The following is a 23,754-nucleotide window of genomic DNA, read 5'->3' on the forward strand; positions in this document are numbered from 1 at the left end:
CTTCTGATGGGCCAATGGCTTTGGAAGATTTCTCGACTCGGCTACGCCTCGCTCGAAATGACAAGGGGTGACGGCTACGCCTCGCTCGAAATGACGGGAAGTAGGGGCGTTAGATGCTGTGCAGACAGGTGGCGGGGCTTTGGATATGCTCCTCGACATAGGGGCGCTGCCATTCGAGGAACGTTTCGTCGCTGCGGGTCAGGCGCTCGCGTTTGAGTTCGTCCACGACCTCGGCGCAGATACGCTCGATGGTCTGCTCAACCTGTGTCACGGCCGGGGCCGCGCCCTTGCCGCCTTCGCCGAAACCGGCACCGCCGTAGCATGCCGCGGAACTCAAGCGCAGCAACGTCTCCAATTGATCGCATACGTCAGGTAGACGAGTTGCCATACGTGCGCTCAATCGTCGCAATGCAGCGAACCGCCACTTGTAATACGGTGCGTATCCGACCGTCACCGGGTTGTTCAACAGGAACACCAGCGAACTGGCCGCATCCACGAATTCGTTGATCGCCAGCCATGCGGCCGCGCCGTCGTCGCGTTCCAGCATGCGCGGCACGTTGTACTGGCCGGCCTGCGCCATCATGCCCAACCGGCGCGAGACCAGCGACAATCGCACATCATCCGGCATGAACGTGAATCCCTGACGTGCTGCCGAAAACGCACCCAGCGGATCAGCGAACACCGCACCATTTGTCGCGGCGGCCAGCGTGGTCTCGTCCAGCATCAGCCATTCATGCGGACGGTCTTCGGCTGGGGCCTCGCGATAGCCGGTGATCGACTCGAAGAAACCGCCGATCGAGAACACGCCGTCGCGCCGGCCAGCGCCCGAGCTCGTGGCCCGCGGCGTGGTCGTCGCAGTGTCGGACCGTGTGTATCCCATGAACTCGCGCGGCAACGCGTCATAATCGGCCTGCAATTGCGCGCCGATCGCCGCATAATCCTCATCGGTCAGCCACAGACAGAAACGTGGGCCGAAATCGTGATCCTGCGAGATCGCATCGTCGAATCCGTAGCATTCCGAACCGTGGCCGACCAGGCCGGCGGCGATACGGCCCTGATACTGCGGGTACTTCGCGGCGATCATCGGCTTGCCGACCTCCTGCCAGTACGCGCGCGCCAGCTTGAGACCGGACATGCGCGGGCGGGTGGAGACGTTCAGAATGGCGGTGGCGGGGGTGACGGCGGGGGAGGCGACGGTGCTCGCGGTTTCGCTGATGTCGATGCCGGCCTGACGCGCCGCATCCTCGGCCTGGCGCAGGTTCGCTTCGGTGACGTGGTAGTAGTCGGTGTTGCGGCCGTAACATTCGTCGATCACGGCCAGCGCCTGCCGGTACAGGTCCACGGCACGTCCGAAATCGCGGGCCGCGAACCGTACCTGCGCGTATCCGGCCAACGCGGACGCGTAATGCGCGCTGTGCTCGAGATGGCCGTTGTGGTAGATCTCCAGCGCGCGGGCCGCATGCCGGTCGGCCTCGTCAAGGTTGTTCTCCGCAAGCAGCACCAGCGCGAGATTCGTGTTCGTGGATGCGACGTCAAGATCGGCATCCGTGTTCGGACTGGACCCTTCGAGGATACGCAGCGCCTCGCGCAACTCGGCTTCGGCCTTGTCGTTGCGATTCGTTTCGCTGTAGACCATCGACAGGTTGTTGTGCAACGCGGCGAGTCGGCGGTCGGTGGGGGAGAGAGTGCGGCTGGCCGCATCGAGCGCCATGCGGTACAGGTCCTCGGCCTGATCGTAGTTGCCGGCCGCGCGCTGACCGGTGGCCGCGTTGATGAGCGTGGTAGTCCACGCGTCGGTGCCTTCGATCCCCATTTTCGCGGCGAGTTCCAGCGCCCGCTGGATGATCCACTGGTTTTCCTTGTGCTTGCCTTGCGAACGGTAGAAGCCCATCATCTCGTTGAGCACGGTGAGCAGGCCGGCGTCGTCGCCGGCGTTCTCCGCGTCCACGGCGGCCTGCTCGAGATACGGTCCGGCCTTGGTGGCGGCCTCGTGCGCATCGAAGATCGTATCCAATCCGGCGAGGAACTTGTTCACATCGAAGGCGGCCGGCTGATCGCCATCCGTGGCGTCATCCGTAACATCACTCGCAGCGCCGTCATGCTCGGCGAGATCATCGTCGTTCGTGTATCCCTTCGCGCCGTCGATCGCGTCGCCGAATGCCTCCAGTCGCCGCAACAGTTCGCTGTCGTCCATAACAAAGCCTCCTTGCCGATTCCGCTGTGTTCCAGTGTACGGGCAAGGAGGCTGTGGGCGGGGAGGAGCGGTGTGTGATTCTGCTGACGGCATTGTGCGTAAGCAACGCATACATGGCTGTTCGCGTTGGCTTACGCACAAAAAGTACGAAAGCGGCAGCTCACACCTCGACCGGGCGCATGCGGACCGCGGCGTCGGTGTGCGTCTCGCAACGGACGGAGTAGAACGCGAGCAGTCCCACCGCGAGCAGCGCCAGCGGAATGCCGCCGAGACCGGTGAACCGGTAGTTCATCGCGAACGTGGTGAGCATCGCGCCGCCGACCATCGAACCGACCGCGTTGCCGAAGTTGAACGCCACCTGCACGGCCGCGCCGGCGATCAGTTCGCCGCCGCCCTGGCCGGCCTCGGTCATGAGCAGCTGCTGCGGGGCGGAGATGAAGAACAGGCCGAACGCGATCCAGAACGTGAGCAGCGCGGTCGTGAACTGGCTGCCCGGGAGCAGCAGCACCATGAACAGGCCCGCGCACGAGATCGCCTGACCGAGCGCCGCAGTGCCGGCGTGGCGCCAGCGGTCGGTGATGCGGCCACCGATTAGACCGCCGACGACCATGCCGAATCCGGCGAGCATCATGAGCAGCGGCACCAGCGAGGCCGGCCAGCCGCCGGTCTTCTGCAGCCACGGCGAGACGTAGCTCCACCAGCAGAACACACCCGCATTGCCGGTGAACACAGCCGCGAGAATCACCCACGGACCGGGCTTGGTGAGGAAGCGGAACTGGCCCTTGATGCCCGCGTCCTTGATCGGCGCGACGAACGGGATCCACGCGGCGACCAGCAGAATCGTCATCGCTGCCCACGCGGCGAGGATGCCGAATGCGAGTCGCCACGAGAGGAATTCGGCCATGAGGGTGCCGGCCGGCACGCCGAGCATGTTGGCGACGGTCTGCCCGGTCACCATCATCGAGACGGACTGCGCCTCCTTGCCCTTGTCGGCCAGGGTCTTGGCGATGAGCGTGGCCGCGCCGAAGAACGCGCCGTGCGGCAGGCCGGAGATGAACCGGGCCGCGATCAGCATCGGGGCGCTCACGGAACACGCGCTCAGCAGGTTGCCGACGAGCGCGATAACCATGAACAGGATGATGAGGTTCTTCGGCGGCACCTTGCGGCCGAACACGAGGATGAGCGTGCCGATGCACACGCCGATCGCGTAGGCGGAGATGAAATGGCCGGCGGTCGGGATGTCGACGTGCATCGCGGCGGCGGCCTGCGGCAGGATGCCCATCATGACAAACTCGGCCGCGCCGAGGATGAACGCGCCGGATGCCAGCGCAAGCAGACTCTTCTTCATGACTCCTCTTTGTTGGTTGTTATTGGTCGGATCTATGAGTCGCGTGTCTGCGGTCAAGGGGTGCGTAATGATACACCGAATGTTACAGAAGGCACACGGCCCGGACGATATGAAAAAAGCCAGATCGCTGAGATTTCAACGATCTGGCCTCAGGTGTCGGGCTGGCGGGATTTGAACCCGCGGCCTCTTCGTCCCGAACGAAGCGCGCTACCAAGCTGCGCTACAGCCCGTTTGGCAACGTCCGCTATATTACATGCTGGCGGCCGGGAGTCAAACTTCGGCGTGTCGCGCTGAAAACCGCTGATTTTCGACCGTGTATCACCCGATCGCTACACTAATGACCTATGTGTGAAACCCAAGAATCCCAAGCAAACGAGGAAGAAACCGCCGCGCCCGCGATGACCACGGTCGAGCGCGCGGAGATGCTGCTCAAGCAGGATGAGACGATCCGCGAGAAGATCAAGTCCGGCGCGACGCTGGATGAGGCCGTCGATCCGTCGAACAAGGAGTTCGGCCCGCTCGCGCACCCCGAACAGGTGCAGATGCGCGTCGCCAAGCGCGCGATGATGCTCGAGGCCGGCATCGCCCCGTACCCGGTGCATCTCGACGTGGACCACACGATCGAAGAGGTGCGCGCCCAGTATGACGGCAAGCTCGAGCCGGGCCAGGAGACCGAGGACATGGTCGGCATCGCCGGCCGTGTGCTGTTCCTGCGCAACGCGGGCGGCCTGTGCTTTGTGCAGCTGTCGGCCGGCGACGGCACGAAGATCCAGGGCATGATCTCGAAGAAGGAGATCGGCGCGGATTCGATCAAGCAGTTCAAGCAGCTGGTCGACCTCGGCGACCACCTGTACATCCGCGGCCGCGTGATCGCGTCGAAGACTGGCGAGCTGTCCGTCTTCGCGACCGAATGGGCGATCGCCGCGAAGGCCCTGCAGCCGCTGCCCGCGCTGCACAAGGAGCTCAACGACGACACCCGCACCCGCAAGCCGTACATCGGCATGATCGCGGACGAGAAGATCCGCAACATGGTGCGCAACCGTTCCAAGGCCGTCGCCTCGCTGCGCCGTACCTTCGACGACCACGACTTCATCGAGGTCGAGACGCCGATGTTGCAGACCGTGCACGGTGGCGCCGCGGCCCGCCCATTCACCACGCACATGAACGCGTTCGATCTGGACCTCTACCTGCGTATCGCGCCGGAACTGTTCTTGAAGCGCTGCCTCGTCGGCGGCATTGACCGCGTGTTCGAGATCAACCGCGACTTCCGCAACGAGGGTGTCGACGCGACGCACGCGCCGGAGTTCACGATGGTCGAGGCGTACCAGGCGTACGGTACGTACGACACGATCGGCCGTCTCGTCAAGGAGCTTGTGCAGAAGACCGCGATGGACGTGTTCGGCTCGCACAAGGTCACGCTGCTCGACGGCACCGAATACGACTTCGGTGGCGAATGGAAGCAGATCAGCATGTATGACTCCCTGTCTGAAGCGCTCGGCGAGGAGATCGTGCCGAACGGCGGCCCGGACAACCCCGGCACTTCCGTCGAGCATCTCGGCGAGATCGCCGACAAGCTCGGCGTGGAACGCGACGACGTGGAGAACCACGGCAAGCTCGTCGAACACCTGTGGGAGCACTTCTACGAGGACAAGCTGTACGAGCCGACCTTCGTGCGCGACTTCCCGGTCGAGACCAGCCCGCTCGTCAAGGGCCACCGTTCCAAGCCGGGCGTGGTCGAGAAGTGGGATCTCTACGTGCGCGGCTTCGAGCTGGCCACCGGCTACTCCGAGCTCAATGACCCGGTCGTGCAGCGCGAACGCTTCGTGGCCCAGGCCAAGGACGCGCTCGCGGGCGACGAGGAGGCCTGCGACATCGACGAGGACTTCCTCGAGGCGCTCGGCGTGGGCATGCCGCCGGCGGGCGGCATGGGCATGGGCATTGATCGATTGCTCATCGCCCTGACCGGCGCGACGATCCGCGAGACGATCACGTTCCCGCTCGTCAAGCCGCTCGCGCTCAACTAAGTGTGAACTCAGTGCGTTCGCCGCGTTGATTCGGCACGTTCGATCGACGTGTCGAATCAACGCGACATACGACGATCGGGGGTAGGCCGCGCAGAAATGATGCCTGCGCGGCCTACCCCCGATCGTCGTATGTGCAGTGTTCCGGAAGTCACCCCCCGTTATATAGTCGTGCCTTATGACTGATCCGATGGAGAAGGTGCCGAATCCGCCAGTGGTCTCACTCGCCGCCGATCATAAGGAAGATCCGCTGCCTGACAACGATGTCATCCAGCCGGACGTCGATCCGGCGATTCTTGCAGAAGACGCTGCACAGGCCGAACGACGCAAGCACCGCCGCCGCATGAGCCGAGAACATATCAAGAAGCTCAAGCGCCGTCATCGCATCCGCCGCATCGCCATCGCGTTCCTTATATTCTTCGCTGTCCTTGTCGCGCTCGGCGCGTGGTTCGCCGTTTCCGCGTGGAAGGCCAAAGACGAGGTCGAAGCGGCCGTCAAGTCCGCGTCGAACATCCAATCGCAGGTCATGGGCGGCGACACCGCAGCCGCCAAACGGTCCATCGAAACGTTCGAGCGGCACCTCGACGCAGCGTACAAGCAGACCAACAGCCTGCCATGGCATGTCGCCTCGCTGGCCCCGTATTACGGTTCCGACATCCGCACGGTGCGCGAGGCCATGCTGATCTTCGAGGACATCTCGAACAACGTGCTGCCCAAGCTGGCCGATTCGGTCGACGCACTGAATTTCAACGGCATCGGCATCAAGGACGGCACGATCCAGCTCGGCGGCCTTGCTGACGTGGCCGGCAAGCTGTCCGCTGCGAACACGGTGCTTGCCGACAAGACGGGTCAGTTCAAACAGCTCGAACCGACCCATATCGACCAGCTCAACACCGCGCTCGATTCGGCCAAAGGCAAGCTCGGTCAGCTGTCCGACCTGGTCGATCTCGGCTCGCGAGTGGCAAACGCGCTGCCGCCCATGATGAACCTCGACCCGAACGCCGCTGACGCCTCGCCGCGCACCTATCTGGTGCTCGTGCAAAACAACGCCGAAATCCGCACCACCGGCGGCATTGCGGGTGCGTGGGGCCTCATGCATGTCGATCAGGGCAAACTGAGCATCGATGAATTCCAGACCGACTACCACACGTGGGACGAGCCAGTGCTCGCCCTGACCGCCGAGGAACGCACGCTGTTCTCGGATAATCTGGGCCGATACCGGCAGGACGTGAACTTCACCCCGGAATTTCCCCGGTCTGCGCAGCTTGCGGCAGAAATGTGGCGGCAGATGTACGGCCAGCAGGACATCGACGGCGTGCTGAGCATCGACCCGGTGGTGCTGCAGAACCTGCTGAAGGTCACCGGTGGCGTCACACTCGACAACGGCATGACGCTCGACGGCAACAACGCCGCGCAGATGCTGCTTAACCAGGCGTATTTCGACATCCCCACCCAGCAGGAACAGAACGTGTTCTTCAGCATGGCCGCCGGTGCGGCGTTCCAGCATGTGATGGGCAATGCGGGCGGCAAGAGTTCGGGACTGGTCAACGCGGTCAAACAATCGGTGATCGACGGACACCTGTACCTGTGGAGTGCGCACGACGACGAGCAGAAGCAGCTGTCCGGCACGACGATCGCCGGTGAACTGAGCACCGACCAGACCAAACCGATCACCGGCGTATATCTCAACGACAGCACGATGGGCAAGATGGACTGGTACCTGGAACACAAGGTCACCAGCGAGGCCGGCAAGACGTATGCCGATGGCTCGAAGCAGTACACGATTCATATCACGTTGAAGAACACGCTCGATGCGCAGACCGCGGCGAGTCTGCCGGCTGTTATCCGCGGATTCGACGGACTTGGCAGCACGACGTCCAACGAACGGCAGGGACAGATCATCTCCATGCTGTACGTGTACGCGCCCGCAGGCGGTCGTCTCGTCGACTGGTCGATCACCGGCCCGGACGGCCAGCAGGCCGACTTCGATGGCATCACTGTTCATGATTCGTTGACGGTCGGTGTGAAAAGCGTCACATTGCAGCCGGGTGAGGAACTGAGCGCAACCATTCATGTAACGACCAGTCCGCTTGGTGGAGATACTGGAATGGTCGTCCGCCAGACACCACTGACCTAGCTCGGGGGGGGGGTTCTTAGTGTACGCTGAGCAATAGGTGAAGAAAATCGTGCCTGCGCCAGTTCGGGTATTCGACCGGATCGGGCGATGCCGTTCGAATCGTTGCGGTGACAGGCACTTGCGTTTGCGTACACGGGAGGAGTTAGGCCGTTGTCGAGCACGGAGAAGAATACAGACAGCAACGCCGAGAACGATGTGATCACGATAGACGTTCTCGGTGCGATCAAGAAGCATGTCATCACGGTGATCGTGACGTTCTTGGTCATCACCGGATGCGGTGTGGCGTATACGCTCACGCGCACGCCGCAGTACACGGCGACGTCGCAGCTGCTGGCCACGTACCGTGGTTCCTCGCAGAACAGTAGCGGCAACGCCAGCGACTACAACTCCGGCTCGTCGTACATCAGCTCGCAGATCGCGACCTATCCGCAGCTGGTCAAGACGGAATCCGTGCTGAAGCCGGTCATCGACGACCTTGGCCTCGACACCACGGTGTCGGCGCTCGCCGGCAAGGTCACGGCTTCCAATCCGACTGACACCATGCTCGTGGATGTGAGCGTGGTCGATACCGATCCCAAGACCGCGTCGAGCATCGCCAACAGCGTGGCGGAAAGCTTGCGTAAGCAGATCACGAGCACGCTGTACAGCGATGATGGTGACAAGATCGTGCCTCCGGTGAACTTGACGATCGTGCAGCAGGCATATACGCCGGCCTCGCCGAGTTCACCGAACGTAAAGATGAATGTTGCCATCAGCCTGGTCGGCGGACTGGTACTGGGCATCGTCGCCGCGGTAATCAAGGATCATCTGGATCGCCGTATCCGGGAGGCATCGGATGTGCAGGCGATCATCGATGCGCCGGTGCTCGGCACGATCACGCGCGACGAGGTGTACACGGAGAACACCCCGGTGATCATCTCTCGCCCGGCGTCCCCGGAAGCCGAGGATTTCCGCCGTCTGCGCACGAATCTGTCGTTTGCAGACACCGAGGAGAACAGTCTCGCGAACGTGATCGTCGTCACTTCGAGCAGTCCGCACGAAGGCAAGACCACGATCTGCACGAACCTAGCGGCCGCGTTCGCCGAATCCGGCGCGATGGTGCTGCTCATCGACGCCGACGTGCGCAACCCCTCCGTCAGCGACCATCTCGGTTTGGAAGGCACGGTCGGCCTGACCCATCTGGTCACCGGCCATGTCACCTCGCAGGAGGCGTTCCAGAAGTACTGGAAGCCGAACCTGCACATTCTGCCGGCCGGCAAGCAGACCATGAACCCGAGCATCCTGCTTAATTCGCGGGCCATGAAGCACCTCATCAAGCAGGTCTCCGGCATCTACGACTACGTGATCATCGACACCGCGCCGATGGTCGTCTCGAACGATGCGGCCGTATTCGCTAAGGAAGGTCCGGAACTTCTGCTGACCGCCGGCCTGAACGTCGCGGAGAAGAAGGCTCTGCGCAACACCGTCAACGAGCTGGAGACGCTCGGCATCGACGTGGTGGGCACCGTGCTGAACTTCGCGGAACGCGAGAAGCAGTCGAAGAACAACTATTACTACTACACGGACGATGCCGATCCGGCCGACGGCAAGACCGGTGCAGGCAAGATCGATTCCGGCAAGGGCAAGCATAAAAGCGACCAGCCGCCGGCACCGCAGCCGCGAACGCTGCGCGGCACGAGGAAATAAATAGTCAGAAATCATCTGATCCGTATGTATCCGTGACACATGCGGATCTCGCACATCACACCATACTTCACAGACCAGCGTTACGTGACGGCGAATGCATATCGGCTGTTTCGTACAAGACCTGGAAGACAAGAAGGAGCATATGATGACCTATCAGGAACGTTACGACCAGTGGAAGTCCGACGAGTTCTTCGATGAGACGACGCGCGCCGAACTGGCCGCGCTCGACCCGGTGAAGGACGCCAAGGAGATTGAGGATCGTTTCTACCGCGACCTCGAGTTCGGCACTGGTGGCTTGCGCGGCGTGATGGGTGCCGGCACGAACCGCATGAACCGCTATACGGTCGGCAAGGCCACGACCGGTCTTGCGAACTACCTGCTTGACACGTTCGGCGCCGAGGAATGCGCGAAGCGCGGCGTGGCGGTCTGCCACGATACCCGTAACCACAGCCGCGAACTGGCCGAGACCGTGGCCGACGTGCTCAGCGGCAAAGGCATCAAGGTCTTCCTCTTCCACGAGGCCCGCCCCACCCCGCAGCTGAGCTTCTCCGTGAAACACCTCGGCACGGTGGCCGGCGTGAACATCACCGCAAGCCACAACCCGGCCAAGTACAACGGCTACAAGGTGTACGACGAGTTTGGTTGCCAGCTCGTGCCGTGGCAGGCCGCGCAGGTGATCGCCTACGTGAACAAGGTGGATGACTACCACCGCATCGAGTTCGCCGGCAATCCCGCGCTCATCGAGCAGGTCGACGTGACCGACGACTTCGTCGCCGCCGTGCTCAAGCAGCAGCGCATCACCGATCCGGCCGTCAAGGCCAACCTCAACGTGGTCTACACGCCGTTGCACGGCACCGGTCTGGTGCCGGTGACCAAGATGCTCAAGGCGGACGGCTTCACGCACATCAGCCTCGTCGAGGCGCAGACCGTGCCGGACGGCGATTTCCCGACCGTGGAATCCCCGAACCCGGAGTATCGCGGCGCGCTCAAGATGGGTATCGAGCAGGCCAAGGCCGAAGGCGCGGACATCGTGCTCGGTAACGACCCGGACGCTGATCGCGTAGGCGTGGGCGTGCGTACGAGCGACGGTGACTATCAGCTCATGACCGGCAACCAGATCGGTGCGCTACTGGTAGACTTCCTGCTCACCCACACTGACCTGTCCAAGTTCGCCCGTCCGGCCGTGGTCAAGACCGTGGTGACCAGCGAGCTCGGCGCGATGATCGCCAAGGACCACGGCATGAACGTGTTCAGCACGCTCACCGGCTTCAAGTTCATCGGCGAGAAGATCACCCAGTTCGAGCAGGCCAAAGCCGCGGGCAACAAGGATCGCGACTACGACTTCCTGTTCGGCTACGAGGAGTCGTTCGGCTACCTTGCCGGCACGCACGCCCGTGACAAGGATGCCGTCGTCTCCAGCCTCATGATCTGCGAGATGACCGCCGCGCTCAAGGCCGAAGGCAAGAGCCTGGTGGATCGGCTGAACGAGATCTACGCGCAGTACGGCTACTTCCGTGACGCGCTCGACAGCTTCACGCTCGAAGGCAAGGACGGCCTCGAACAGATCGCCGGTATGATGACTAAACTGCGTCGTGACGGCTCTCCGTTCGACGGCACCAAGCAGATCACTGACTACAGCTCGCCGGTCCCGGCCGAACCTGGCTTTGGTGATCTGCCGACCTCGAACGTGCTCAAGTACGTGCTCGATGACGATTCGTGGATCGCGGTGCGTCCTTCCGGCACCGAGCCGAAGATCAAGGTCTACTACAGCATCAAGGGCACGGACGCGGCCGATGCCGAAGCGAAGTTCGAGCACATTCGCCAGGTGATTGTTTCCGAACTGGGCCTGAGCTTGTAATTACGTGGTCGTCCGGCGAGTTCGGCGGTTTATGCGGCACCGCCGGACGACTGTTCGTCAGGTAGTGGTCAAACCCGAGGAACATCAAGGTATAAGGGAGTTGGAGTATGCAGATAGTTCTTCTTTCCGGCGGCAGCGGCACCCGTCTGTGGCCGCTGTCGAACAGCGTGCGCAGCAAGCAGTTCATCAAGCTGTTCAAGAACGAGTCCGGCAAGTACGAGTCGATGGTGCAGCGCGTGTACCGTCAGATCAGCACGGTCGACTCGGACGCACATGTGACCATTGCGACTTCGGCCACGCAGGTGAGTGCGATTCGCAACCAGCTGGGCGATCAGGTCGACATCTGCGTGGAACCGACCCGCCGCGACACGTTCCCCGCGATTGTGCTCGCCGCGGCCTACCTGCACGACGAGCTGGGCGTGAGCGAGGATGAATGCGTGGCCGTGTGCCCGGTCGACCCATATGTGGCGAATAGCTACTACGAGGGCGTGCATGATCTTGAGACGCTGGTGAACACCGGCGACGCGAACCTGACGCTCATGGGCATCGAACCGACGTATCCGAGCGATAAATATGGCTACATCATGCCCCAGTCGAAGGAGAAGGTAAGCCAGGTCAGCGAGTTCAAGGAGAAGCCGGATGTGCCGACTGCGGAGCAGTACCTGCGGCAGGGCGCGCTGTGGAATGCGGGCGTGTTCGCGTTCAAGCTGGGCTATCTGTTGCACCGCGCGCACGAGCTGATCGACTTTGACGACTACCGCGACCTGTACCAGAACTATGGCAAGTGCGAGAAGATCAGTTTCGACTATGCCGTGGTCGAGAAGGAACCGAGCATCCAGGTGATGCGTTACGCCGGCGACTGGCGCGACGTGGGTACGTGGAACATGATGGCCGAGGTGATGGCCGATACCACCAAGGGTGATGTGACGCTCGACGACACGTGCGAGAACGTGAACGTTGTGAACGAGCTGGACATGCCGGTGCTGTGCATGGGACTGAAGAACGTGGTGGTGGCCGCTTCAAGCGACGGTATCCTGGTGGCCGACAAGGACGCCAGCAGCCATATGAAGCCGTATGTGGAGCGCATCGGTGGCGACGCTCGCGTGGCCGAGAAGTCGTGGGGCATGTACCAGGTGATCGACGTGGAGCCGGATTCGCTCACCATCAAGGTGACGCTTAACGCCGGTCACGGCATGCACTATCACAGTCACGAGCGCCGCGACGAGGTATGGAGCGTGCTGTCCGGCACAGGTCGCACGATCATCGACGGTATGGAACAGATCGTGCGACCGGGTGATGTGATCAGCATTGCGGCCGGATGCAAGCACACGTTGCAGGCGATCACCGATCTCAAGGTGATCGAAGTGCAGGTGGGCGACGACATCGACGTGAAGGACAAGCAGTTGTGGCCGCTTGAGACCGATGGTGTGACGGCTGGTTCGGTCGATACCGAGGCTCGGTGAGCACCATGTTGTCTGAGACGGTTGCCGCGGGTGTGGCCGATGTGCCACCGGCTCCGATGCTGCTGTCTCCTGCGGGAAAGGATTACCTGTGGGGCGGCACGCGGCTGAAGAGCGAATACAACAAGCGGATCGACCTTGACCCACTGGCCGAGACGTGGGAGTGCAGCGTGCACCCGGACGGCCCGTCCACAGTGGTGTCGGGTGAGTTCAAGGGACAGGGACTTGACGAGGTGCTCGCCGAGCATCCGGAATTCCTCGGCACCAAGACGCGGCACATGGAAGGTTCGCTGCCGATTCTGCTGAAGCTGATCGATGCGAAGCGAGACCTGTCGGTGCAGGTGCACCCGGATGACGAGTTCGCCCGCCGCGTGGAACACCAGAACGGCAAGACCGAGATGTGGTATGTGCTTGACGCCGCGCCTGGCGCAAAGCTGGTGTGCGGGTTCGCTCACCAGGTGACGCCGCAGATATTGGCCGATGCGATCCGCGACGGAAAGCTGTCTCGCCATTTGCAGTGGGTGCCGGTGCACAAAGGCGATTCGTTCTACGTGCCGGCCGGTACTGTGCACGCGCTGGGTGCTGGCGTGGTAGTAGCCGAGATCCAGGAAAGCAGCAACGTGACCTACCGTGTCTACGACTATGACCGCGTGGACAAGAACGGCAAGAAACGCGAGCTGCATTTCGACAAGGCCATGCAGGTACTCAACATGCAGGCCGGCGCCGACGTACGCCAAAAGCCGCGCCGCATCACATATTATCCGGGCTGCTCGCGTGAAACGATCTGCCGCTGCCAGTATTTCGAGGCCGAACGCCTGGACGTGACCATGAGCTGCGCGTTCACCGTAATGGACACGAGCTTCCAGGTGCTGCTGTGCCTCGAAGGCGAAGGCGGTTTGGAGACCGACACTGAGCATCGCCCCATCCGTTTCAAAAAAGGCGACTGCCTCTTCCTTCCCGCAGGAACCGGCCGTTGCCACATCACCGGCAAGACAAGTCTACTAAAGATTAGGTGCTGAACGAGATTGTGCAAAAATTCATTCAGAGCAGGAGAAGTAAAGTTAGAGGTAACCGATGCAGAACTATATTCATGCAGTGGATAAATCGCAGATTCCCACATGCAATATTATGGGCGTGAACATAGCAGCCATTGACATGGAGTGGCTGCTTGCTTTTACTAATGCTCACATAAAAGAATTGTCCGGCGACTATATGTGTGTATCGAACGTGCATACAACGGTGACTGCCAGTGAGGATACCGATTATTGCGCTGTACAGAATGGCGGAATTATGGCGATTCCTGATGGGGGGCCGTTATCTTCAGTTGGTCGTCGTCGCGGATTTGAAAAAATGCGGAGGACAACCGGCCCTTCTTATATGGGAGAAATTCTTGCCATTTCTGCTCAACATAATTATCGTCACTATTTCTATGGATCAACTGAAGAGACGTTGTCTGCACTTCGGAAAGCGTTGTTGAAACAGTATCCTGGTTTACAGATTGCTGGGATGTACAGTCCACCGTTCCGCCCATTGACTGGTGAGGAAGATACCGACATTGTCGAGAAGATCAATGAAACGGCTCCCGATTTTGTGTGGGTAGGCTTAGGTGCTCCGAAACAGGAAAAGTGGATGGCAGCTCATCAGGGCAAAGTCCATGGATTTATGATCGGGGTTGGTGCGGGATTTGACTATTATGCCGGCAATATAGAGCGTGCTCCCGAATGGATGCAAAAGCACAATCTTGAGTGGGTATATCGGCTTATACAAGATCCGAAGAGACTGTTCAAACGGTATCTGGTCACTAACACAAAATTTATCTGGAATGCTTTTTTGAGAGGACGATGATTAATGAAGCAGCTGAAAGTTTATTATGCCAAGCTCAATAATATGGGTGACCTGCTGAACGAGTACATCATTCCGATGGTGACGGGATGTGAAGTGGTACATTGCGAGAAGGTCAATCAGTTCTCGGTCATGGGTATTGGCAGTTGCGGTGGAGCCGTGTGGGGTGGCAAGGAAGACGGCTTGGCCGGCAAGATGAAGGATGCGGCGAAGAGGACCATGTGTCTGACGAGCTCTGCGCCGTGCGCCGTGTGGGGCACTGGTTTCCTGAAGGATTTTGGCGATCGGAAGCTGTCATTGTTGCGCCCGAGTGTGCGGTTCATCGCGGTTCGCGGTGCCAAGAGCAAGGCGATTGTCGAGCGGTCGTTGGGACGAAGCACTGATCTGGTGATGTGTGACGGCGGTATCTTGTCTGCAGAACTGATGGACCGTACCCCAGTCAGGAAACACGCAGTGGGTTTGGTGCCGCATTATCATGAGATCGAATTGTTCGAGAAGAACGGTATCACTGCTCGTTTCAAGGAACTATATCCGGATGGTGTCGTCATCGATTTGCGTAAGCCACCGCTGGATGTGATTCGTGAGATCGGCGAATGCGACGCTATCATTTCCAGCTCGTTGCATGGATGCATCGTGGCCGACAGCTTCGGCATCCCGAATGTTCGGATGCGTACATCTTCGATTCCTGGTTCTGGTTTCAAGTTCGATGACTATTATTCTGGTTTCGGATTGGATGTTCCGGCGTTGGATGTGACGTCTCCACAGAAGCTGCCCACTATCGAGATGGTCAACGAGCGTTATGTCATCACTCCGCAGATGGTGTCCCGGAAGAAGGAGGAGATGGCTTCCTGCCTAAAGGATTTCGTGTCCAACTTGTGAGGGTGGTTGGGGCGTGGCAGTACGTCTCGCCCCCCCCTGTTCGAGAAACCGTTGAGTTTAGATCATCGTCCGGGAAGGAAGCACAGTGAATTATCTTATTCTGGTTGATACCAAGTTTCCATATCGCAAGGGTGAGGCGTTCCTTGAGAGTGAGATTCATGAGGTAAGCGGATATTTCGATGAGGTGCTGATCTTTCCTGTCGATGCTCTTGCGAGAGATCTGCGTACACGCGACATTCAGGAAAGGAATGTGCGTGTGTTTCCTTTTGAAACCGTGAGACCGGTGCCGCGCAAGGCGGTGAACGTACTGAAAAGCCTGTTTTCCATGTGGTGCTACCACGGCCCGGTGAAAGAGCGTTTCTATGATGCCGTATTCGCCAACACGGCGAAAGCGCAGGCTAGGAAGATCGAGCGTGTGTTGGATGGCGTAGTAGTCAACGGTGATCGTGTAGTGATCTACAGTTACTGGTTGTACATTACTGCGCGCATCGGTGTGGAGCTTAAGAAGTATTGTGCTAAACGAGGGATTGCTGCTTCGTTTGTGTCAAGGGCGCATCGTTTCGATATTTACGAGGCCGTGTCTGGCCGCGGTTATCTGCCCCAGCGCCAACTGCTACTTGAGGCAGCGGATACCGTGTATGCGTGCTCGGAGGATGGGGCCGACTATCTGAGGACAAGATACCCGGAATACGCAGGGAAGGTGAAGACCGGTTATCTCGGGACCTACGATCACGGTCTGGGACGGCTGCCGGATGGGAACAAGTTCACGCTGGTGTCATGCTCTCGCGTTACCCCGATCAAAAGGGTCGCTCTCATCGTTGATGCGTTGCAGGTGTTGGAGACCAGAGGTCACCATATTAGGTGGGTTCACATTGGTGATGGGCCGGAGCTTGAAGCTGTTAAGAGCAAGGCGAGCGTATTGACTGGAACGGATACAGCGTTCGTGGGCTCGTTGCCGAATTCCGAGGTCTACTCGTTTTATGAAAAGAACCCAGTAAGTGTTTTTGTCAATGTCAGTAGTTCCGAGGGACTGCCTGTGTCGATCATGGAAGCCATTTCGTTCGGCATTCCTGTGATCGCCACTGACGTCGGTGGATCTTCTGAGATCGTGAAGACCAGTATAAGCGGCACTTTGGTACGTGAGGACATCTCTCCGGAGGAATTGGCTGGCATCATTAATAGATACATCTCGATGGACACAGATGAATACGAGAAACTACGTAAGACCACCAGAGAATATTGGCTTGATCATTATCAAGCGGGAAAGAACTACCGGCAGTTCGCCGAAGATATTAGCATGAAGAGCCTAGACTAAGGTGATAAATGAATCCGAAAATAAGCATAATAGTTCCGGTTTATAATGTGGAAAACTATATTGATGATTGTGTTAATTCCATCCTTTCTCAAGGAAATCATGACATTGAAATAATACTTGTAGATGATGGATCTACGGATAGCTCAGGAGATATTTGTGACAGGATTAAGAACACGAATTCCTTAGTTTCAGTTGTACATAAGACTAATGGCGGTTTGTCGAGTGCTCGTAATCTGGGATTAAAATACGCTAAAGGTGAGTATGTTTTCTTTGTTGATTCAGACGATTATATAGTAGAAGGCTCTCTCAAAGCTCTCTGCGAATGTATTGATAATAATAATCATCCTGATGTAATAAAATTTAATTACATTAGATATGACAAAAAAAATAACAAAAAATATACTGTAAATTCGTCTATAGAAAAAACTTTTTATCCAAATCAAAAAAGTATATATAGCTCTGTGATACCGCAGTTGTTGGCGCCTGGCAGTCTATTGTCTACGGGGGCAACGTATGGAGTATCTGTATGGAGTCATATATACAAAAAAGATTTGTTAGATAAAAATAAAATAGTTTTTGTTTCGGAACGAGAAATAAGTAGTGAGGATATATTATTTAATTTTCAAGTTTTGCGCTTAGCTGAGACATATATTGCAATTAATAATTCAGTATATGTATATATACTAAGAAATGGGAGCTTAACACAAAAGTATATTCCGGATAAATTCCAAAAAAAGAAGCTGTTATATAGGAAATTAAGAGAAGAAATAATTGCAAATGGATACAATGAGTTGCTCAAGTATGTCGATCTCTATTTTCTGAGAGCATCGTACTATGATTGTATTGCAAATGAATGTAATAAGAATCCCAAGCTTATAGCAAGTTTGTTAAATGTGCGAGATATCATTGGGGATTCCGATTTTCAACGATGTTTGAGATGCTATGCTGCACGCACGGAAAAAGGGGAAAAGGAGCGTATTATATGTACGCTTCTAAAGCGTAATTATTTTTTTCTAATCTTTCTACTGAAGAGGATCTAAAATGGAACATAAGTGTTGTTTTATAATCCCGTATTTTGGAAAGTTACCCAAAACATTTTCTGTCTTTTTAAAGACGTGCGCATGGAATCCAGAATTCACTTGGCTGTTATTTACGGACGATGAGACATGCCAGAACGTTCCATGTAATGTGAACATACATTATATGACGTTTGATCAATTTAAATGTCTCGCCTCTGCGAAGTTCGATTTTCCTTTAGCTTTAGATAATCCCTATAAGCTATGTGATTTCAAACCCGCTTATGGGTATATTTTTGAATCGTATATTAGTGATTATGATTTTTGGGGTCATTGCGATATTGATATGATATTAGGCAATCTTTCAAAATATCTCACTGATAAGATTCTTAATGAATACGATAAGTTGTTTTGCTTAGGGCATATGGTGTTGTATCGTAATACATTTGAGAATAATCGTGTTTTTATGACAGAGTATAAAGGTTCGGATTTATACAGAAAAGTGTTTTCGGATACGAAAATTCAATGGTTTGATGAAGAATGGAAGAATGATTCTAATATAAATAGAATCTTCTTATCTCAAGGGAAAAGAGTATATCAAAAAGATTTCTCAGCAAATTTTAGTATATTACCGACGAATTTTGTGAGAGTTTTTTATCGTGTTGACACTGACGGGCGCGGTGGGTACGAAAAAGATTTATGCGAAGACCCTCTCTATTACTGGGATAGAGGTCATGTGTATAGAATTTCAAAAAAAAATGGTGAACTAAGGAAAGATGAATTCATTTACATGCATTTGCAAAAAAGAAAAATGTCATTGAACAAAAGGGTTTTGGATCTAGATGGATTTAAAGTTGTTCCCAATGCTTTTCTGCCGTTGCAAACCTATCCTGTGTCGTTTGAATCTTATTTGAAAGAGTCAAAGAAGACTCTATGTTTTCATAGATTGCAGCTAGAGTATAAATGGAAGATGCGACGTCTAAAAGAAGTATTTGCACATCGTACTGTAGAATAAGGTGAATGGGATGATAAAGATAAGACCTGATTACATATTAAGTATTCTTGTATATCATCTTGTCTTCTTTAGTATCAATTACCTGTATTTTTCTTCTATCCGATATATGAGAATGGCTCTTGTAGTTATCTCTATTTTGTTGATGATTGCAAGTAAGGCTTATGTTTATTTGGGTGGGTTAGCAAAGAATTTAGTTTTTATAGTTTCTTTATTTTTCGCTAGTTATGTTATTCTTATTGGCTTATTGAATAATGAGTATTATGGAAGACTAAATAATGCTATCGATTTTGCTTATTCCTTCGGTTTTTTTGCATTGTTCTGCTTTTACACTCGTCGAAAAGGAAAGCAATTACTAGTAATAAATATATTCTATTACTGCACGTTGTTTTGGGTTGTTTTATCCGATGCACTTATGTTTTCGGTTCCTCAGTATAACGATGCCAATAATTATCTTTTGGGGAATAAATTTACGGTCTCTTATATTCATATTTTTCTTTTCTGTTTATACTTGGAAAAAACAATACTTTGTAAAAAACCACTAAATAACATATTCTTAATTATATATTCAATATTTGTTTTTTCAATTATACTATATTGCAGTTGTACTACTGCGCTTGTGGGTTTTGTTATTCTGCTTGTGATGCTTGTTTTGCATCATTATTTATGTGTACTTAGTAGACCATTTTTACCTGTATTGTTTATTATATTGGCTGATTCGATACTAATTATTATTCCCAATATACTCAAACTTTCTTTTGTCAAAGGGTTTATTGAAGGATTTTTAGGGAAAGATCTGACCTTAACCGGACGAACATACATTTATAAGAATGTTATTCAGATTATTCGGAAGAACATTTTTTTTGGCAATGGATGGGGAAGCGCCTATTCTGTTATGACTACGTCATTAGGCGCTAATACGCCTAATGCTCAAAATGGTTTACTTAACCTAATGGTTGAATTGGGTATAGTAGGTGTTTTGCTTTTTTGTCTATTCGTTTATATATGTTTTTATTCGGTTTCTAAATCTTCATTGAATGATTTATACCCAATCAACTCATATTGTTACATACTAATAATTTTATCGATGGTTGAAATTACATTTCAATCTTTTTTCTTCGGATGTGTTCTTTTAATCACAATATTCGGCGAAAATGGAAAAATTGTTAATGGGGATCTGCAATGACGAATATTAAAAAAAATTATGTATATAATTTGATGTACGAGCTTCTAGCAATAATTGTGCCGCTCGTTACGACGCCTTACGTTTCGCGTGTTCTCGGAGCTACTGCTATAGGCGATTTCAATTATGTGACTAGTATCGTATCCTATTTTGGTCTTTTTGCGGTTACTGGTACTGTTTCATATGGTAATCGTGAAATCGCAATACGGCAAAAAAATGAATATGACAGAAGTAAGCTGTTTTGGGAAATATTTATTTTCCGATTTCTTTTTTGTGTTTTTGCTACTATCTTATATGTTTTTTTCTTTTTAAATTTTCTTTTACAATATAAATTCCTATTCCTTGTCCAATTATTTACTGCCGCTTCGTGGTTTATAGATGTAAGCTGGTTCTGTCAGGGAATGGGCAATTTTAAAGTTACTGCAATTCGTAATTCTCTCGTTAAAATATTGTGTACCGTTGGAATATTTGTCTTCGTAAAAAGTTCTCACGATCTTTGGATATATAATTTATTAAACTGTGCGAGTATTTTTCTTGGAAATGTTACCATGTGGGGGTATGTTCTCAAGAATGTTATATATATTCCGTTACGGAAAATGAATGTATTTATTCATTCAAAACAAATATTTTCTTTATTTATTCCTGTTTTAGCAGTTCAATTATACACCATGCTTAATAAAACTATACTGGGTGCTTTAAGTAATACAACAGAGGTTGGTTATTATTCTCAAGCTGAACGAGTGATTAAGATTGCTTTAACTATTCCCTCTTCACTGATTTCTGTTATGTTTCCTGTGATGGCTTTATTATATAGTGAGAAGAAAATCCAGCAATTACATGAATATATATCTAAAGTTATGGATTTCATTTTTATGTTGTCGCTTCCAATGATGGTTGGATGTATTGTGGTAGCATATGAATTTGTTCCTTTCTTCTTTGGTCCAGGATACGATTCTGTGGTGCCTGTTATGCAGGTATTAAGTTTCTTATTCATAATATTAAATATTGGCCGTCTTTCAGGAACCATTCTAGTTTCAATCGGCAAGCAGAATCTATATACGAGAGCCGTTGTAGTTGCCTCTATAGTTAATATAATATTAAATATTATTTTTATTAGCCTCTTTCAAATGGGGTCGCTAGGAGTTTCAATTTCCACTGTTATTGCTGAAGTATTGGCAACCGTGATACAGGCAAAATATGTTGGAGATATTATTTCACCAAAAGCTATATTGGAATCTTTCATAAAGTATTGCTATCCCATGGGGTTCATGCTTGTAGTTTTACTTATTCTAAATGTGATCCTTCCTATAGGAATTATTTCTTTGATAGTTAAGATCCTTGTCGCTTCATTGAGCTATTTCCTTATACTAGCTCTCAGAAAAGATAGAATGCTATCTTCGCTTTTAGCTCAGATAAAACGTAAATTTATCCGTTTATAAATTAAGGCGTATTTATGAGGAACTATCATATATTACAGGTTCATAACTACTATCAGATTCCCGGCGGGGAAGATACTGTTGTGAAGAATGAAAGAGACATGCTTGAAAAACATGGGCATGTCGTTATTCAATATACTCGTAATAATGGTGAGTTGAAGTCCGCTGGAGTTTTAGGGAAAGCCTTCGCAGCATTTACCACTATATTTAATCCTAGAACATATCATGATGTTCGACATATTATCAGGGCCGAAAAGATTGATATCGTTCATGTGCATAATACATTGAACCTAATTAGTCCGGCTGTGTATTATGCTGCCATATCTTGTAATGTACCTGTTGTTCAGACAATCCATAATTTTCGGATGTTATGTCCTAGCGGCACTTTCTTTAGGGATGATCATATTTGCGAGGATTGTGTAACGTATGGTCTTCGATCTGCGGTGCAGCATAACTGTTATCGAGATAGCAAGCTGCAGACATTCATTTGTGCGTTGAGTATGATGTTACATCGTGCAACCGGTATTTACGATAAGTTGCATTTTATTTGTCTTACTGATTTCAACAAACAAAAATTACTGCAACTTCCTCAAATCGATCCTACCAAAGTCTATATCAAGCCGAATTTTATTACAACAATAGGATCATTTTCGAATGCATCATATATCCAGCGGAAGAATCGGTTCGTTTTCGCCGGTCGTTTGGATAAGCTTAAAGGTATCCGGCTTCTTCTCTCTGCTTGGGCGAAAATGGGAGCATTGGCTCCTGAACTCATCATATGCGGAACAGGTCCTGAAGAGCAGTGGGCTCAAGACTTTATCAGCGAGCATGAATTAACAATGGTCACGATGAGAGGATTTGTTCCTAATAGTGATGTACGTAAGATTCTTGCTGATTCAAAAGCATTGATCCTGCCTTCTCAATGGTATGAAGGTTTTCCTATGAGTATTGTTGAAGCGTATGGTGCGGGTACACCGGTCATCGGGTCCAAACTAGGCAATGTTGGTGATCTTATTGCAGATGATGTGACTGGTTGGAAATTTAAGTATGACGACGTGGACGATCTGATCAACGCAGTGAGACGCGCTGAATCGGCTAAGAGTGTCGATCTGAAATCGGTAAGAGAGAAATATTCTGAGATGTCAAATTATCAGGATCTCATGCGCATCTATGATCGCATAACAACTTGATATCATGTCGTCTATATCGATGAAGTATATTTCGAACATCGGAGAACAGCAATGAAGATAGGCATTCTTACGGCAAGCGTAGGCAATTTCGGTTCCAAGCAGTTCTATAATGCGCAAGACATAGGATTAGGCAAAGCACTCAGTCAGTATGTGGATGTCGTCGAGATCTATAAGCTGATTCCTATAGGACAACAGAGTCGTCACGAAAGACTTGATGGTTTCGGTAATGTTACAGTACATATGCTGCCATCCAAGAAGATAGGCGTGAATGGATTCCCTGATCTTAAAGCGTTCGATACGTCGATTGATGTTCTTATTTTCTTTTCCGATACACAATTATGTGTCGGGAAGGTATGCCGTTGGGCAAAACGTAATAACATTGCTGTGTTCCCATATGTCGGAGTATTAGAAAGTCACAGCTCAAATCCGATTGCCAAAAAAATTATGGATTTACTGTCGATGAATAATATGCGTATTTATAGGAAGTACCGGTGCTTCGCTAAGACGACATATATTGGTCGGAAGTTGCATAATCATGGCGTCAGCAATGTAACGGTGGCTCCGGTAGGTCTTGATCTTAATGCTCTTAATGCTGGACATGAGTATAACGATATCGTTGATCCCGCTAAATATGGTTTCTCTTCCGCAGACAATGTCGTATTGTTTATCGGACGAATGATCGAGGAAAAACAGCCCCTTCAGATGATTGACCTATTCCGAAAGCTCCATAAAGCCCGCTCCTCTTATAAATTGCTCATGGTAGGAACCGGTCCTTTGCAAGAGGAGGTACGAAACCGTATCCGAGCGTATGATTTAACGTATTCCGTAGCGATGATCGATCGCATTCCTAATGCCGACATGTGGGAACTGTATCGTATTGCCAAGTGTTTCGTCAATCTCAATCGACGGGAAATATTCGGCATGGCAATCCTCGAAGCCATGTATTACGGCTGTAAAGTAGTTGCATGGCATGCACCGGGTCCTGACATGATCATCGAAAATGGTATATCAGGATATCTGGTTAGCAATGAAGCTGATATGATTTCAGCCATATTGAGTAGTGATAATGATTCACTGTTAAAGGCGGCGTATTCTCGTGTCCTTGACCGATTTACCTGGAACAAGACTGCGGATATGATGATGCGGTACATCGTACAGTGATTTTAGTCATTAATTA

Annotated in this window: 17 protein-coding genes and 1 tRNA gene; 15 read left to right on the forward strand and 3 right to left on the reverse strand. The window is 52.8% G+C overall.

The features are described 5' to 3' along the window. Window positions 1-109: 109 nt before the first annotated feature. From KIH76_RS05470 to KIH76_RS05480, 3 genes are all read right to left on the reverse strand, one after another. Complete coding sequence (locus KIH76_RS05470) at window positions 110-2,194, reverse strand: DUF4037 domain-containing protein (RefSeq protein ID WP_219069708.1); 2,085 nt, start codon at window positions 2,192-2,194, stop codon at window positions 110-112. A 160-nt stretch (window positions 2,195-2,354) separates the two neighbouring features. Then, on the reverse strand, window positions 2,355-3,542 hold the full coding sequence (locus KIH76_RS05475) for an MFS transporter (RefSeq protein ID WP_219069710.1): 1,188 nt from the start codon (window positions 3,540-3,542) through the stop codon (window positions 2,355-2,357). Window positions 3,543-3,698: 156 nt separating this feature from the next. Further along, window positions 3,699-3,772, reverse strand: a tRNA-Pro gene (locus tag KIH76_RS05480). A 114-nt stretch (window positions 3,773-3,886) separates the two neighbouring features. Between KIH76_RS05480 and lysS the strand changes: the two genes are divergently transcribed. From lysS to KIH76_RS05555, 15 genes are all read left to right on the forward strand, one after another. Further along, window positions 3,887-5,566 (forward strand): lysine--tRNA ligase, encoded by a 1,680-nt coding sequence (lysS, locus tag KIH76_RS05485; protein WP_219069712.1) that lies wholly within the window; start codon window positions 3,887-3,889, stop codon window positions 5,564-5,566. Window positions 5,567-5,741: 175 nt separating this feature from the next. Then, complete coding sequence (locus KIH76_RS05490; RefSeq protein WP_219069714.1) at window positions 5,742-7,700, forward strand: DUF4012 domain-containing protein; 1,959 nt, start codon at window positions 5,742-5,744, stop codon at window positions 7,698-7,700. Window positions 7,701-7,850: 150 nt separating this feature from the next. After that, window positions 7,851-9,386 carry a tyrosine-protein kinase domain-containing protein gene (locus KIH76_RS05495; protein ID WP_236036836.1) on the forward strand — a complete coding sequence of 512 codons (1,536 nt, stop codon included), beginning with the start codon at window positions 7,851-7,853 and terminating at the stop codon, window positions 9,384-9,386. A 142-nt stretch (window positions 9,387-9,528) separates the two neighbouring features. Next, the gene (locus KIH76_RS05500) at window positions 9,529-11,244 is read left to right on the forward strand and encodes a phospho-sugar mutase (RefSeq protein WP_219069716.1); all 1,716 of its coding nucleotides are present in this window, start codon (window positions 9,529-9,531) and stop codon (window positions 11,242-11,244) included. A 107-nt stretch (window positions 11,245-11,351) separates the two neighbouring features. Then, window positions 11,352-12,707: a sugar phosphate nucleotidyltransferase gene (locus KIH76_RS05505; protein WP_219069718.1), complete on the forward strand. Its 1,356-nt coding sequence runs from the start codon at window positions 11,352-11,354 to the stop codon at window positions 12,705-12,707. 5 nt (window positions 12,708-12,712) lie between these two features. Then, window positions 12,713-13,723, forward strand: a complete 1,011-nt coding sequence (locus tag KIH76_RS05510; protein ID WP_236036852.1) for a type I phosphomannose isomerase catalytic subunit — start codon at window positions 12,713-12,715, stop codon at window positions 13,721-13,723. A 55-nt stretch (window positions 13,724-13,778) separates the two neighbouring features. Further along, window positions 13,779-14,549: a WecB/TagA/CpsF family glycosyltransferase gene (locus KIH76_RS05515; RefSeq protein ID WP_219069722.1), complete on the forward strand. Its 771-nt coding sequence runs from the start codon at window positions 13,779-13,781 to the stop codon at window positions 14,547-14,549. Window positions 14,550-14,552: 3 nt separating this feature from the next. Next, complete coding sequence (locus tag KIH76_RS05520; RefSeq protein WP_219069724.1) at window positions 14,553-15,425, forward strand: polysaccharide pyruvyl transferase family protein; 873 nt, start codon at window positions 14,553-14,555, stop codon at window positions 15,423-15,425. 85 nt (window positions 15,426-15,510) lie between these two features. After that, a complete protein-coding gene (locus KIH76_RS05525) occupies window positions 15,511-16,740 on the forward strand; it encodes a glycosyltransferase (RefSeq protein WP_219069726.1) in 1,230 nt (409 codons plus the stop codon). Between the two features lie 8 nt (window positions 16,741-16,748). Beyond that, a complete protein-coding gene (locus tag KIH76_RS05530) occupies window positions 16,749-17,780 on the forward strand; it encodes a glycosyltransferase family 2 protein (protein ID WP_219069728.1) in 1,032 nt (343 codons plus the stop codon). 1 nt (window position 17,781) lies between these two features. Next, a complete protein-coding gene (locus KIH76_RS05535) occupies window positions 17,782-18,771 on the forward strand; it encodes a DUF6625 family protein (protein WP_338023581.1) in 990 nt (329 codons plus the stop codon). A gap of 112 nt (window positions 18,772-18,883) precedes the next feature. Next, window positions 18,884-19,954, forward strand: coding sequence for an O-antigen ligase family protein (locus KIH76_RS05540; protein WP_219069732.1), 1,071 nt, complete (start codon window positions 18,884-18,886; stop codon window positions 19,952-19,954). Next, window positions 19,951-21,390 carry a flippase gene (locus tag KIH76_RS05545; protein WP_219069734.1) on the forward strand — a complete coding sequence of 480 codons (1,440 nt, stop codon included), beginning with the start codon at window positions 19,951-19,953 and terminating at the stop codon, window positions 21,388-21,390. The genes KIH76_RS05540 and KIH76_RS05545 overlap by 4 nt, the downstream gene beginning before the upstream one ends. A gap of 14 nt (window positions 21,391-21,404) precedes the next feature. Beyond that, window positions 21,405-22,577 (forward strand): glycosyltransferase family 4 protein, encoded by a 1,173-nt coding sequence (locus tag KIH76_RS05550; RefSeq protein WP_219069736.1) that lies wholly within the window; start codon window positions 21,405-21,407, stop codon window positions 22,575-22,577. Between the two features lie 51 nt (window positions 22,578-22,628). Continuing rightward, window positions 22,629-23,738 carry a glycosyltransferase family 4 protein gene (locus KIH76_RS05555; RefSeq protein WP_219069738.1) on the forward strand — a complete coding sequence of 370 codons (1,110 nt, stop codon included), beginning with the start codon at window positions 22,629-22,631 and terminating at the stop codon, window positions 23,736-23,738. Window positions 23,739-23,754: the final 16 nt, after the last annotated feature.

It is taken from the genome of Bifidobacterium simiiventris (assembly GCF_019331715.1).
GTDB classification, from domain to species: Bacteria; Actinomycetota; Actinomycetes; order Actinomycetales; family Bifidobacteriaceae; genus Bifidobacterium; species Bifidobacterium simiiventris.